This window comes from Cuneatibacter caecimuris (genome assembly GCF_004216775.1).
GTDB classification, from domain to species: Bacteria; Bacillota; Clostridia; order Lachnospirales; family Lachnospiraceae; genus Cuneatibacter; species Cuneatibacter caecimuris.
Map to the genome: position 1 here is coordinate 1 of NZ_SGXF01000002.1, position 12,398 is coordinate 12,398.

General features: G+C 44.3%; 16 protein-coding genes and 1 pseudogene. 3 read left to right on the top strand and 14 right to left on the bottom strand.

The window, feature by feature from the left end; translation table 11 throughout:
• Nucleotides 1-321: 321 nt before the first annotated feature.
• The 11 genes from EV209_RS06310 to EV209_RS06360 all read right to left on the bottom strand — a co-directional run bounded on the left by EV209_RS06310 (nucleotide 322) and on the right by EV209_RS06360 (nucleotide 7,967).
• A complete protein-coding gene (locus tag EV209_RS06310; protein ID WP_408609009.1) occupies nucleotides 322-687 on the bottom strand; it encodes an Asp23/Gls24 family envelope stress response protein in 366 nt (121 codons plus the stop codon).
• An 88-nt stretch (nucleotides 688-775) separates the two neighbouring features.
• Nucleotides 776-1,540 (bottom strand): SpoIIIAH-like family protein, encoded by a 765-nt coding sequence (locus EV209_RS06315; protein WP_330520852.1) that lies wholly within the window; start codon nucleotides 1,538-1,540, stop codon nucleotides 776-778.
• A gap of 21 nt (nucleotides 1,541-1,561) precedes the next feature.
• The gene (locus EV209_RS06320; protein WP_130434236.1) at nucleotides 1,562-2,134 is read right to left on the bottom strand and encodes a SpoIIIAG-related protein; all 573 of its coding nucleotides are present in this window, start codon (nucleotides 2,132-2,134) and stop codon (nucleotides 1,562-1,564) included.
• Nucleotides 2,131-2,709: a stage III sporulation protein AF gene (locus EV209_RS06325; protein WP_130434238.1), complete on the bottom strand. Its 579-nt coding sequence runs from the start codon at nucleotides 2,707-2,709 to the stop codon at nucleotides 2,131-2,133. Before EV209_RS06325 ends, EV209_RS06320 begins: the two co-directional genes overlap by 4 nt.
• Nucleotide 2,710: 1 nt before the next feature.
• Nucleotides 2,711-3,856 carry a stage III sporulation protein AE gene (locus EV209_RS06330; protein ID WP_130434240.1) on the bottom strand — a complete coding sequence of 382 codons (1,146 nt, stop codon included), beginning with the start codon at nucleotides 3,854-3,856 and terminating at the stop codon, nucleotides 2,711-2,713.
• Nucleotides 3,857-3,867: 11 nt separating this feature from the next.
• The gene (locus EV209_RS06335) at nucleotides 3,868-4,248 is read right to left on the bottom strand and encodes a SpoIIIAC/SpoIIIAD family protein (protein ID WP_130434242.1); all 381 of its coding nucleotides are present in this window, start codon (nucleotides 4,246-4,248) and stop codon (nucleotides 3,868-3,870) included.
• Nucleotides 4,249-4,256: 8 nt separating this feature from the next.
• Complete coding sequence (spoIIIAC, locus tag EV209_RS06340) at nucleotides 4,257-4,451, bottom strand: stage III sporulation protein AC (protein ID WP_130434244.1); 195 nt, start codon at nucleotides 4,449-4,451, stop codon at nucleotides 4,257-4,259.
• Between the two features lie 20 nt (nucleotides 4,452-4,471).
• Nucleotides 4,472-4,996, bottom strand: a complete 525-nt coding sequence (locus EV209_RS06345) for a stage III sporulation protein AB (protein ID WP_130434246.1) — start codon at nucleotides 4,994-4,996, stop codon at nucleotides 4,472-4,474.
• Nucleotides 4,993-5,958 carry a stage III sporulation protein AA gene (gene spoIIIAA / locus EV209_RS06350; RefSeq protein ID WP_130434248.1) on the bottom strand — a complete coding sequence of 322 codons (966 nt, stop codon included), beginning with the start codon at nucleotides 5,956-5,958 and terminating at the stop codon, nucleotides 4,993-4,995. The genes EV209_RS06345 and spoIIIAA overlap by 4 nt, the downstream gene beginning before the upstream one ends.
• Nucleotides 5,959-6,275: 317 nt before the next feature.
• Nucleotides 6,276-7,196 carry a tetratricopeptide repeat protein gene (locus EV209_RS06355; protein ID WP_130434250.1) on the bottom strand — a complete coding sequence of 307 codons (921 nt, stop codon included), beginning with the start codon at nucleotides 7,194-7,196 and terminating at the stop codon, nucleotides 6,276-6,278.
• Nucleotides 7,197-7,223: 27 nt separating this feature from the next.
• Nucleotides 7,224-7,967, bottom strand: a complete 744-nt coding sequence (locus EV209_RS06360) for a hypothetical protein (protein WP_130434252.1) — start codon at nucleotides 7,965-7,967, stop codon at nucleotides 7,224-7,226.
• A gap of 419 nt (nucleotides 7,968-8,386) precedes the next feature.
• Between EV209_RS06360 and EV209_RS06365 the strand changes: the two genes are divergently transcribed.
• From EV209_RS06365 to EV209_RS16955, 3 genes and pseudogenes are all read left to right on the top strand, one after another.
• On the top strand, nucleotides 8,387-9,211 hold the full coding sequence (locus tag EV209_RS06365; protein ID WP_130434254.1) for a C45 family peptidase: 825 nt from the start codon (nucleotides 8,387-8,389) through the stop codon (nucleotides 9,209-9,211).
• Between the two features lie 190 nt (nucleotides 9,212-9,401).
• Entirely contained in the window at nucleotides 9,402-10,277 is an 876-nt protein-coding gene (locus EV209_RS06370; protein ID WP_165388837.1) for a transposase, read from the top strand.
• Nucleotides 10,278-10,341: 64 nt separating this feature from the next.
• Nucleotides 10,342-10,713: pseudogene (locus EV209_RS16955) on the top strand (transposase); the annotation flags it as partial.
• A 178-nt stretch (nucleotides 10,714-10,891) separates the two neighbouring features.
• Here the strand turns inward: EV209_RS16955 and EV209_RS06380 are convergent.
• The 3 genes from EV209_RS06380 to EV209_RS06390 form a co-directional block, all read right to left on the bottom strand.
• Nucleotides 10,892-11,218, bottom strand: a complete 327-nt coding sequence (locus tag EV209_RS06380) for a DUF5713 family protein (protein WP_130434258.1) — start codon at nucleotides 11,216-11,218, stop codon at nucleotides 10,892-10,894.
• A gap of 226 nt (nucleotides 11,219-11,444) precedes the next feature.
• On the bottom strand, nucleotides 11,445-11,588 hold the full coding sequence (locus EV209_RS06385) for a helix-turn-helix domain-containing protein (protein ID WP_243647522.1): 144 nt from the start codon (nucleotides 11,586-11,588) through the stop codon (nucleotides 11,445-11,447).
• 245 nt (nucleotides 11,589-11,833) lie between these two features.
• Nucleotides 11,834-12,301, bottom strand: a complete 468-nt coding sequence (locus EV209_RS06390; RefSeq protein ID WP_130434260.1) for a hypothetical protein — start codon at nucleotides 12,299-12,301, stop codon at nucleotides 11,834-11,836.
• Nucleotides 12,302-12,398: the final 97 nt, after the last annotated feature.

Here is a 12,398-nt window from a genome sequence, read left to right on the forward strand (position 1 = left end):
GGGAACGCAGTTTCATATGCAAGAATAAAGAGTCTGGCTCGCCGGACTCTCGCGCCGAAGCGCGGTCGCTTTAGCGGCCATATTTCCCCGGCGCGCAGTGCGCATCCCCCGGAGGGTCATGTTGCATAGGGAACGCAGTTTCATATGCAAGAATAAAGAGTCTGGCTCGCCGGACTCTCGCGCCGAAGCGCGGTCGCTTTAGCGGCCATATTTCCCCGGCGCGTAGTGCGCATCCCCCGGAGGGTCATGTTGCATAGGGAACGCAGTTTCATATGCAACATGAAAAGGGCGCCAGTTTCCTGGCACCCGTCCCGGACCCTGTTATGGTAATTCCACACTGGCGATCCGAATATTCACATCCAGGACTTCCAGCCCCGTCATATTCTGTATCGCCGCCTTCACCCGTTCCTGCACCTTGGCGGACACTGCAGGTATGCTGTATCCATATTCCAGATTCAGGGAAAGGATTACCGAAGCGGTGGTCCCGATCACTTCTACTTCCACACCCTTGGATAAATTCTTCATGCCCAGCTTGCTCACCAGTTCTTTTGTTATATTCCCAGCCATGGACGCCACGCCTTTGACCTCCATCGCAGCCAGGCCGGCGATAATGGCGATGACTTCGTCTGCAATCTGCACTTCGCCGATGCCGTCTCCGCTCTGTATCTTGTAAGTGTTCTTTTCCATATCCTTTGCCACGATTGTACCTCCATTCGTCAACGAATTTCACCCCGTTGTGTATATTATACCATCTTTCTGCCTTTTTGCAAACATTTTATTCTGTTTTTAACTCCATCAGCGTGATTACTATATTTTCCACTCCCAGTTCCGTTTTCCTTTTTACGATATCTTCTACCTGCGCCCGCTCTGCGTCCGTCAGGGTAGCTCTGCACAGCACCACATCTACCTGGCCTTCGTTCATAGTCACTACAGCGTCTTCAAACCCCTTGGAACGAAGCAATGTTTCTGCAAGATTCTCTTTTTCTGCGATTTCAGTCAGCTTCACCATGTTGTCTACCGCAGCCTGTTTCTGGTCTTCCGCAATATTTTCATTATTGATGATTTCCAGAAGCGCTTCTTTATTCTTTCCGCGCACCTGTTCCCGGTTCAGCCGTTCCTGCGCCAGGAAATCTGTTACTGTCATACCGCTGGCCAATACGGCTGTTCCCGGAGTGGATGTGCTGCCGGAAACTTCCTGCCCCTGGCCCTCCTCCGGCTGGCCCGCGGCTGCCTGGCCCTCGTCGGGATCGTCCAGACTGGCGATATCGGAACCGTCTGTCAGCAAGGGATCATCCTGGGATTCCGAAGGGGCTGTCGCGCCGGTAGCGTTCTGAAGGGCCTGATTTTCCGCCAGCACGTCATCATCCGACACCTGTTGGAAATTCCCTGTATATGTACCTTCAGTGCTCTGCGTGCTTTCTTCCGGTTTTCCTCCCGCCAGACTGGTATTTTTTCCTGCGTAATTCAGGTACCCTGCAATGGCGATCATTAACGCCAGCGCTGTAATGATGATCTGATTTTTCTTTAAGATTTTTTTCAACTCCAACCGCTCCTTTTCCTGTTATTCCATCTTTAGTACTTTAATTTTATGAGCAGGGACATCAAATAATGCCTGCATTGCTTCACTGATTTCAGAAATTACGGACGGAGAATCCGCTCCTCTTACGCATACGGCAATTCCGGCGATTTCTGGCTTCTTTTCCTGGATCACATAAGGAGATCCTTCCGCCAGCACCACTTCTTCCTTCTGGGAAAACTCCTGGGATACCCTGCTTCCGCCTTCCTGGTCCACTTCATTCAGGGACGACTGAGAACTCTGCACATTTTTCTGCACTACCTTTTCACTTCCGGCCTTCAGGGTAATCGCCACCTCTGCCCTGCCGATCCCTTCCATGGATTCCAGCAGCCTGACTGCTTTTTTTTCCAGCCATTCCGCATACTGATCCTCAGTCATGCTGGTCTGTGCCGTTCCAGTATGTTCTACAGGAAGAGGATTTGTTTCTTTTTTTCCTGAAAAGGGCCAGGACAGCACCAGCAGGGCAATCCCGCATAACAGCAGCAGAAGCATTCGCGGCATCCCGATTTTTTCTTTCCAGCCCTCCCAGATTTTCTTGAATTTTCCTTGAATTTTCATTTTCCCTCCTCAATTAGGACTGCCTGTTCCTCCAGACTGAACGCTTCTGCCAGCCTCCTTTTCAGACTGCGGACGCCAAGGCTTTCCGCCGAAGCTTTCCCGCCGGTCCCGGAAGAAATGATCACCGGTTCCACCAGTCTCTCATCCTTTGGCGCCGTGCGCACGCGGAGATACAGTCTTTTTAATTCCCCCAGTGTTTCTTTTTCTTCAGACAGTTCTGTCTCCATTCTGGTCACCTGATATCCTGCAGCCTCTGCCAGTTCTGAAGATTTCTGCCTGATCCAGGACTCATAGGCTCTGACCGCAGCTTCCGCAGCTTCCTGTTCCAGCTCCGCCTCAGGAATTTCCGCTCCCTCTGCCGGGATCAGCTGCTGAAAACTGTTATAATACTCAGATACTTTATCTTCCAGCCCCAGCAGCCGCAGGGCGGGACCGATCACCAGAAGGATCAGAACCAATCCGGTAGCCAGTTTCATGTATTTTTTGTACTGTTCTGAGGGGAGCAGCAGCATCAGCAGCGAAACCAGCAGCAGGTAGCAGGCGATTCCCCGGACCCAGCCAAAAAAAGTATCCATATCACCCCACCTTTCCTCCTGTAGTCACACAGACAATAGCGATTGTCAGGAAAAACAGCAGCACTGCGGTCAGCACTATTTTCAGCAGCAGCCCCATAGCAGATGCCGCCACGCTGATGCATTCTGTCATTCTGGAATCAGAAATTGGCTGAACCAGAGCAGCAGCCAGATGGTAGCTCAAAGTCAGGACCAGCAGCTTTACCACAGGAACTGCGCTGATCAGCAGTAATATGACAAGCGCGGCCGCGCCGATCCCGTTTTTAATCAGAACACCGGTTCCCAAAACCATGGAAGAAACAGATTCCACGCTGTTTCCGATTCCGGGAATCGCCCGGATCGCCTTCATCACTGTCCCGGATTTCACGGAATCAATGCCAGGCAGCAGGATGCTCTGGATGATCTGCAGGCCAAACATGGCGCCGGCAATGGTTTTCATTCCCCAGGACAGCGCAGATTTCAGCAGTTCTGTCAGCTTGGACAGCCCGTCCTCTCCTGCCAGCTGACCGGCCAGGCCAAATACCATATAGATGCGCACTGCGGGCAGGCCGAAATATAAAAGAGCCCATTCCACCAGACTGATCCCCACCGCCGTGATCTGATAGTAAGCGGCGGAAGTCACTGTCTGCCCTGTCATGGCCACAGCCATAAAGTAGGTTGGGACCAGCGCCTGCATAAATGTCACCAGATTCTGCAGCAGATTTTTCACAATTTGTGATGCTGTGTAAAATCCAGCCATTAATACAGTCATCATCATAATATATGCTACATAAAACGCAGCCTGCGACACGCCGCCTTTTCCAAAGGCTGCGGAAAAACTGGTAAAAACAGCGCCTACTGTCCCGATCAGCAGAACCTGAAACAATACCTTCTGGTTTGCATTGAGTTCTGAAAAAAGGGCATCCCAGATTTTTTTCCAGATATCTCCTGTTCCTCCCGTCTCGCCGCTGATCATCTGCTGCACCAGCTCGCGAAAAGAAACTGCGTCCCCGTCCAGACTGTCCTCCAGCACCTGCTGCACTTCTTCAAAAGAATAGCCGGACAGAGGATCATTCTCCCCGCTTTCTTCCGCCCAGACAGCCTGTCCCGGACAAAAAAGGAAGATCAGGCAGCATACGGCAGCTGTTATGAAATTTTTCCATCCCGGCATATTCCCTCCTTTCACCGCAGGAATGTATCCAGCGTTTCCATCAGCGCCATGACAATGGGCATGCTCAGCGCGAGGATCATCAGTTTACCGAACATTTCGATTTGGCAGCCGATTGCCTGGTATCCCGCGTCTTTGCAGATTCCTGCGGCAAATTCGGAAAGATAGGTGATTCCCACCATCTTCAGCAGTACCTGGAGGTACTCTGCAGATACCGGCAGATACTGCTGCAGCCTGGACAAAACTTCTATAACCCCTTCCAGTTTCTGGGCTCCCACCGCAAAAATCACCACAGCTGCCGCCAGGCTCAGATATATTCCATATTCCGGCTTCATCCCTTTCAGCTGCACTGCCAGCAGCACGGCCAGAATGCCGAACAAACCTATCAGAACCATCCCACGCCTCACAATCCGAACATTTTCTGAATCGTTTCAAACAGCTGCGAAATATAAGGCAGCAGCCAGAACAGCACCAGCAGCATCCCCGCAAGGCTGACAAAAAAGGCGTGTTCATCCCTGCCGCTGTGTTTTAATATCTGACAGATGACGGAGACCATTACGCCCACTGCCGCTATTTTTAAAATTAAATTAATTTCCATATGCAGCTCCCATCACTTCTTTATATCAGCATCACTGCCAGCATAATTCCTCCGAAAATTCCCAGTGTCCTGCTGATCCGGCATTTTTCCGGCAGTTCCTCCGCAATCTGGCTGCAGACCCGTTCCTGCTCCTGTATGTCCAAATCTAAAAGCTTCAGCTGCAGCTGCAGGTCTGGATAGCCCAGGTGTTTTCCAAATTCCGAGACACGCTGCAGATCAGAGGACGACAGGCAGGTTTGTCCTAAAAATTCCCTGCAGCATTCCGACCACAAAGCTGCCAGAGAGCCTGTCTGCATTTCCTGCATCCGGCCGGAAAGCTGATTCAGAAAATTTTTCCATCCCTCCGGCATCCGCCCCCCGATCTGGCGGAACGCGTCCTCCAGACAGGCCCCGGTACAGCTCAGCTCGGATTTCAGCAGTAACAAAAGCTGCAGCGCCTGCCGGCAGTCTTCCAGCCTCTTCTTCTGTCTGGCTGCGGCTCCCATGCCCAGCCCCGCTGAACCTGCCACCACCAGAACCGCCCCCAGCACTTTCCACTCCGTCATTTCAGACTCCTCACTCCCGTCAGCAAGGTCCCCCTGTCATCGAAAATCTGCAGCACTTCTCCGGGGCGCTTCCGGCTGCCCAGCACCACATAGCGTTCAAACAGCCGCTCCTGCAGCATTTCCCTCAGGACGGGCCGAACCTTGATATCCTCCACAGACGCGCCGTGGACGGTGGCAATAATGCTGCATCCGCAGTGGTTCACATATTCAATGGCCTCCAGGTCCTTGCGGCTTCCGATTTCGTCCACTGCGATTACCTGAGGGGCCATGGCCCGGAGCAAAAGCAGCATCCCCTGGGCTTTCGGGCAGCAGTCCAGCACGTCCGTCCTCATGCCCAGATCGTTCTGGGGCGTTCCCATGTAACAAGCACCTAGTTCTGAGCGCTCATCCACCACTCCTACCGTGACCCCTCTGCCATATGTATTCCCGTCCGAAACCTGACGGATCAGATCTCTCAGCACAGTGGTTTTTCCGCCCCCAGGGGGAGCGATCAGCAGGGTCTGGCAGATATGCCCGTCCCGGTTGTACAAAAAAGGAAGCAGCTGGTCCGCGCAGCCTTTTTTCTGGTGGGCGATGCGCAGATTCAGGAATGACACATATTTGATGCTGCGCACTGTCCCCTGTTCCAGGACCGCTTTGCCGGAGATTCCCATGCGGTGGCCTCCCTGCAGCGTCAGATAACCCTGGCGCAACTCTTCTTCATAGGCGTAGAGTGAATATTTCCCCGCCCGCTCCAGTATTTCCTGTAAGTCCCTGCGGCCTGCCCGAAAGGCATTTTTTACCTGCCTGGTGCGGCCGCCGCCTTCCTGCAGATACCACTCCTCGGACTCCACCACCGCGATCACCGGTTCTTCCGCCCGCAGACGCAGTTCCTGAAGCGATTCAAAAGGTATTTCCGCCTGCACCAGCAGCCGTTTCAGTTTTTCCGGAAACAGCTGATAGAGCTGTTCTTCCTGTCCCATTTTACGCCTCCCCCTTTCAGACCATTTATCACAATATATGAGCGGATGGGGGAGATATGTCTTGAATGGAAAAAATTTTATGGGAAAATGAGGGCTTCAGGAAGGGGCGAAAAGTTTTTCTTTCATTTCATAGGAAACTTCGTTCCCTATGAAACATAACCCTCCGGGGTATCGCACTGCGCGCTAAAGAAATATGGCCGCTAAAGCGACCGCGTTTCGGCGCGAGAGTCCGGCGAGCCGGACTCTTTATTCCAAAAAATGACCCTGAGAGAAAATGCGCTTTTTCAGGTACTTTCTCTCAGGGTAAAAATGGATGGTTAAAATTCCGGTGAATGGTGCTCTGGGACCGGGCAGCCGTAATATCCGCATGGCACATATAATCTTGGGCGATAGATGTATCCGCCTATTTTCTTTTTTCTGTACTCCTGATTATAAATTATTTTTTTCAGCAGATATCTGCTTTCCGCTGCATAGCCGGACAAATATACAGCCAAATCCTCCGGCCTGTTTTTATAGTCTGTCCTCAGACAGCAGTCGGCAGCCATTTCAGCATAAGGGCATGAGGATGTTTCTTCCAGGATCTTATTCAAAAAATATCTGGCGTGTTCATACTCTCCGCAGGAATAGGTTAAAACAAAGCAGTCAAATAGTTCTAGTTCTTTTTCCAACTCCATGTCACGAATATACGCTTTAAAATATTTTTTACCTTTTGCATATAGTATTGAATACAGCAAAGAGACCTTTATCTTCAGCTCATGTGATAATTCTTTCGCATCACTATTTGTAACGCCATTCAGCCGCATCAAAATGGAACATGACTCTTCATATTTTTCATAGTGGAAGAGACATGCTGCTTTATTGTATTCATGGCAGAAATCAGGCTGGACTTCAAAGGCGAGGCTCAGATATTTTAAAGCGGTTGTATCATCTCTATCTCCGTATTGTGCCACTTCGTCATAAACAATTCCAAGATTTGTTAAGATAAATGCAGTTTCCTTTTCCGCCAATGCATTTGTTAAGAAATGAATGCCCAGCCGATCGGCATTGTAAACCTTTCCGCTCTTCAGCTCTCTTCCTTGTGTATAATAATACATTCCTAAATTATTCCAGGTTTTATAACCGGGAAATTCTTTTGCATTCTGACGGAACAGTTCCTGTGCGGCTAAAAAATTTCCTTGATCCAGAGATTTTAATGCACGAATATTTCTTTCTTTTGCATGAACATAATTTGTGTGCACGGCAGGTCCGCCTCCTTATACAGGGACTTATTGGGGATTGATCATTTTTAGAAGTCTTATGGTTTCATTGGCTGCTACTCTTATTTTTGAAGCATTTTTTATCTTAGCTGTTCTTCCCAAATCCTGAAGAATACTCTGCGGTGTGAATATATTTTCAGCCAACGCAAACAAAATTGCGTCATTATCTCCGGCTTTTTGATATGCTCTTTGTAACTCCTCACTTTCATCTACATATCTGAGCCTGAGCGATTCTAAATATCCGGCCGCATAAGCTGAGACTGAATTATCTGAACTTTGCCTTCCTAGATATAAAAGCATCCTTTGCTTTGTGCTTGGATACAGTTCGTTCAGATAGGAAAATAAATTCAGAGAATTAATAATATATTTTTGCGCAGCTTCGATAAACTTTGATCCAGGAATACTTTCATCTGTATAATATCTGACGGCTAACCGGTACAGAGCAGCATCGTCAAATACTATTAATTTTTTCAGCCACTTATCCGGAAGGTTTTTATGCGCCAGGCTGATACAGCCTACTTTGTGAGACAAAAAGTAATCCAGGGAATCTTCTGAGAACGAATCTTCTGTCATTATTGGGATGACTGCGTTCCAAAACTGTTCCTCCTGCCCGCTGTTTTTCAGAGCGATGATCCATTTTTTTATCAGTTTTGGATCGGCTTTCAGGTCATTTTCTGTATATCCATTTGTTATTTTCTCTACTGCATCTATGTGAAATAAATTCCGATTTATATCGTCCAGTATATTCTCCAACACTTTATCCGCCTTTTATATATAAATATATTTATTTATCCATCTCACCCATAGTATCGCATAGGCTCCCGCCTGTTTCGCAGAACCCACGTTATTCCTCACGAAAGAGGATGCGCGTAATGATGAATATCTTCTGCTGCAATTGTTCAATTCATCTAAGGATATCTGGCTTTGGCTGGTATGGCACTCCCCCAACTTTATACTAAAATTATACATGATAATGGCAAAATGTCTAACCAAAATTTTCCTTGCTGATTTCTTACTGCCGGTAATGAAATGATATATTTTCAAATCTAATGCAAATTGCCATGCCAAACCAAAGTGGAACATTTTTAATTACGAAAAATCTTAGAGGTTGACTCATCGTAATATCCCATGATATTGTTAAAGTATAAAAAATATTTGAAGGTGGTTCGGAAATGTGTACAAGTTTTGCAGTATACCATAAAAAAGGAGCTGTTTATGGTATGAATTTCGATACTGATGAAATTGATTTAAAACTAAAGGTCGATTGTTATCAGGGTAAAAACTTTTTTTACTTTTCAGCTTTAATAGAAAACAAATACAGGGATATCGCAGGATTTAATAGCGAAGGTCTTTTTATCTGTACGCAAGCGGTAGAATATGGTCCAGGTTTTAAGCCTGGTTGCGATGCAAATGATTGGTCTGCCTTTGATATTCTTGATGAGGTGTTAAAGAAAGCAAGAAAATCTTCGGAATTTTTTGAAATTCTTAATCAAAGAGTAATCTCCTATCCCAGAAATCCATTATACCCAGATTTAGGACTGCATACTATGATTGCAGACAAAACGGGCGATGCATTTATCCTGGAAGAAGGAAATGGTACAAATATTATAAGTCCTATTTCTGATGATTTTATTGTCATGACAAATTTTGCAAACGGGAAATTTAAAGAAACAAATTATAATAAAGTATATGGGGTCGGTGCCGACAGATATATTTGTGCTTATGAATATTTACATAATAATATTCACAGCTTTGACAGAAACAAAGCCTTTGAGGTTTTGAGGCAAACCAGTCAGAAGAATACTCTGTGTACAATTGTATTTGAACCATTAAAAAATGATATTTATATTAGTTTCAAAAAAGATCTTGAAAAAATATGGAAAATATCCATTGCTGAAAATACAATACAATCTACGGATGGATTTTTGAGCAATAATAAAATTCAATTTACAAATGGAGAGATGCTTGTACAGGATCTTGTTTGCTTATATAAATAAAACTATTTCGTGAAGCTTTGAGAGATGAGGATGTGAACAAAGCTGCATACTCTCTGTAGCTGGGGTGCAATTTCACTGATCTTTAAGTATTCCACAGCGAGTGTGTGAAACTTTGGACCTGTTGACAAACTAAAGAAAAATGGCTTTCTGTATGGTATACTTATTATACCAATTGCAGGAGGCCATTTTTATGATGGGAAAACAAAGCGGACAAATCCAGATGGTAATCCTTGACATAGATTCTATGATTCCAGAGAATCATCTTCTGAGACGGATTAAAAACTGTGTAAATTTTGATTTCATATACGAAAAGGCGGCTCCCTATTATTCTCATGTTGGCAGAAAATCGATTGATCCCGTTGTTCTGATAAAAATGCTTCTGATTGGTTATCTTTATGGGATCAAATCAGAACGGAGGCTTGAGGAAGAAGTATCTCTTAACCTTGCTTACCGCTGGTTTTGCGGAATTGATCTGATGGATAAAGTACCGGACCATTCAACATTTAGCCAGAATAGAAGAAGGCGTTTTCAGGAGGCCGACATATTCCGGGAAATTTTTAATGAGATCGTACTGAAGTGTATAGAGTTTGGGATCGTATCGGGTGAAACTGGTGTTGCGGATGGTTCATTCCTTCCGTCCAATGTATCCTGGGACAGTCGCTATGAGGCGGTTGAAACAGTCCAACAATCCACTGTAAAATATATGGAAGAACTGGAAGCAGAGATTTCATCCATGCCTGGATATAAAGAACCGGAAAATGTAAAAAGAGAAAAAGAGTCTTTAAAAAGCCGGACAGATCCAGAGTGTGGTTATATCTATCAGGCTCGTAAAAAGGGACTGGGTTATCTGACGGAGGTGACAGTGGATACCAGTCATGGAATTATTACCGGTGTGGATTGCTACCCTGCTAACCGGAGGGAAAGTGATATTATCCTGGAACATTTAAAAGGACAGCCTTGTAAATATCAGGAAATTGGATTAGATGGCGGATATGATATAGGAGCAGTACACAGAGGACTGGAGTTATTAGGGGTTCAAGGTTATACAGCTATCCGTGAATATTAGAACAATGCAATGAAAAAAGGGATTTTGTTATGAGGAAGAAACAGATCGCTTTGTATGTAGACAGGGAGAATATTTAGCATTTCAGAAATTAATTTATAAAAAGTCAACACAGAATTATTACCGTTTATATAGCCGTTCAAAGAAACAATGTAAAAACTGTCCGGATTTTTCCGCTTGTGCTACAGATCTCGGTACAGTCAGAATCAATGCAAGTGCTTATTATCCCTCTTTTTATCAAAACAGCAAGAAAGTGGGGACCAGTGATTATTTGAGGGCCATGCGTCTTAGGAAGATATGGGCAGAAGGAACATTCTCAGTTTTAAAAAGAGAACATAAATTGAATAAAATCCAGAAAAGAGGCCTTCAGAAAGCGACAGAAGAATGCCTCTTATCAGCAACGGCATTAAATCTAAAACGGCTGGTAAAAGCAGTTTGAATAACTGAATTTACCAGCCGTTTTATGATATTTCAAAAAGACATGTAGAAATAAACGCTGAAAAAGTGAGTTTGTCAACAGGTCCTTTTTTTCATAGTCTCGTTAGCGACAACTTACACACTTTACTAAATCCATTGCTCACGAAGCAATTTGCTCTACTCCCCGAGAAATAGGCGCATTACCAGTCTCTCTCCCGTATTGCTGTTTCCATATCAATATCAATACAGAACCAGTCCAAAATATACCCGATTGTAACCCCGATACTATCCCTTGCTACGGTTTCGATTTCGCTGTTATTTTCATCAAATTCTTCTTGCAGATCATTGATTGCAAGTGTCATTTCATCAAGTTTGCTTTGTATAGTCTCTTTATTTGTTTCTCCGCTTTCCAGCAATTTAATCACTGGTACAATCAACGTTTTTACTTTTTCAACCAAAAATTTGGGATAGTAATCATCATGAATCATGTCCTCTAGCAGAACATAATTTTCATTAAATTTTTTCATAGTTTTCTCCTTCGAAAGATGCTTCCTTCATATTCCGTTCATAAACATTCTCTTTAATTGTTTGATTTAACATTCCGTTTTTTTATTCTACCATAATTCTAAGAACTTGAAATGATCTTCTTTGCCATAGGCTTACTCCCTTGAATGAAATTCCAATTTCCACCCACTAATCGTCTTCTATTCTCCTAAACTTACGTCCTGATAAGCGGATATTACCCTTTCAATATTATATATAAATTTCTTTTGATATTGTTGTTTTGTCCTTTCCGAGCAGCTCTGCAATACGGGTCAATGTATAACCATGGTTCAGACCTTCCTCTATGTCGTATCGGTTCTGTAAAGGCAAGTGTTTTTGATATCTGGAATCCATAAGTTTCCTCCTGATCCGCAGGCAGATATCTTATTATCGTTATACACCTTATGCAGGACTAATTTCCACTTTTCTGCAAAGGTTACTTCGACTAAACCGCCTTAAGTGGACATTTTCTTTTCATTTAAGGAAGTTTTTAATAATATACACTTCTGAAGAGGAAGCAGAATTTACTTTTGTATACAGAATTTAAAATTTGAATTCAGCGAATAGAATTGGTTAAACGTTGATTTTCGACAGCATTTTTATAGAACCTCATCATACAAATCCTTAGCATTTTCAGCACGTTTTTTTACATAATCATCTTTATCCAACATCAATTCATCTAGCCATCTAATTGCATTATCGGGCTTCCTATGTAATATAATCTCAGCCACTTGCCACCTAGCTTCATGTTGAATATGATTTACACCTTTTTCTATAATTTTTAGACAAAATTCATCATTAGCATTTTCTACTATATCATCTAATACATTTTCTGATTCGTTATCTAACGCCATTACAGTTAAAATGTCATCAATGATATCTTCGTCATCAGTTCCTTGACTAATATAATATTTAATATTTTTAATAAGTTCTTCCCATTTAGGAAACATAAATTCTCCCGGATCAAACTGCATATTCATTTGAGCATATTCTTCCTTGGTATAGCCAAACCAATTCCAAAATTCTTCTAATAGCATATGTAATCGCATTTTATCATTTTTTTTCATAATTCTCTCTTTTCTTCTTTTTTCAAAACTATATCATAAATTTCAATTTATATAATAGAACAAATCTATTAGTAACTTTTTACAACTCGTTTCTTTT

Excerpts from the sequence above, each read along its gene's own strand:
- EV209_RS06365 (WP_130434254.1), top strand. The coding sequence starts at position 8,387 with ATGTGTACAAGTTTTGCAGTATACCATAAAAAAGGAGCTGTTTATGGT.
- EV209_RS06310 (WP_408609009.1), bottom strand. The coding sequence starts at position 687 with ATGGAAAAGAACACTTACAAGATACAGAGCGGAGACGGCATCGGCGAA.
- EV209_RS06320 (WP_130434236.1), bottom strand. The coding sequence starts at position 2,134 with ATGAAAATTCAAGGAAAATTCAAGAAAATCTGGGAGGGCTGGAAAGAA.
- EV209_RS06390 (WP_130434260.1), bottom strand. The coding sequence starts at position 12,301 with ATGAAAAAAAATGATAAAATGCGATTACATATGCTATTAGAAGAATTT.
- spoIIIAA (WP_130434248.1), bottom strand. The coding sequence starts at position 5,958 with ATGGGACAGGAAGAACAGCTCTATCAGCTGTTTCCGGAAAAACTGAAA.
- EV209_RS06335 (WP_130434242.1), bottom strand. The coding sequence starts at position 4,248 with ATGGTTCTGATAGGTTTGTTCGGCATTCTGGCCGTGCTGCTGGCAGTG.
- spoIIIAC (WP_130434244.1), bottom strand. The coding sequence starts at position 4,451 with ATGGAAATTAATTTAATTTTAAAAATAGCGGCAGTGGGCGTAATGGTC.
- EV209_RS06370 (WP_165388837.1), top strand. The coding sequence starts at position 9,402 with ATGATGGGAAAACAAAGCGGACAAATCCAGATGGTAATCCTTGACATA.
- EV209_RS06380 (WP_130434258.1), bottom strand. The coding sequence starts at position 11,218 with ATGAAAAAATTTAATGAAAATTATGTTCTGCTAGAGGACATGATTCAT.
- EV209_RS06385 (WP_243647522.1), bottom strand. The coding sequence starts at position 11,588 with ATGGATTCCAGATATCAAAAACACTTGCCTTTACAGAACCGATACGAC.
- EV209_RS06345 (WP_130434246.1), bottom strand. The coding sequence starts at position 4,996 with ATGACGGAGTGGAAAGTGCTGGGGGCGGTTCTGGTGGTGGCAGGTTCA.
- EV209_RS06330 (WP_130434240.1), bottom strand. The coding sequence starts at position 3,856 with ATGCCGGGATGGAAAAATTTCATAACAGCTGCCGTATGCTGCCTGATC.
- EV209_RS06325 (WP_130434238.1), bottom strand. The coding sequence starts at position 2,709 with ATGGATACTTTTTTTGGCTGGGTCCGGGGAATCGCCTGCTACCTGCTG.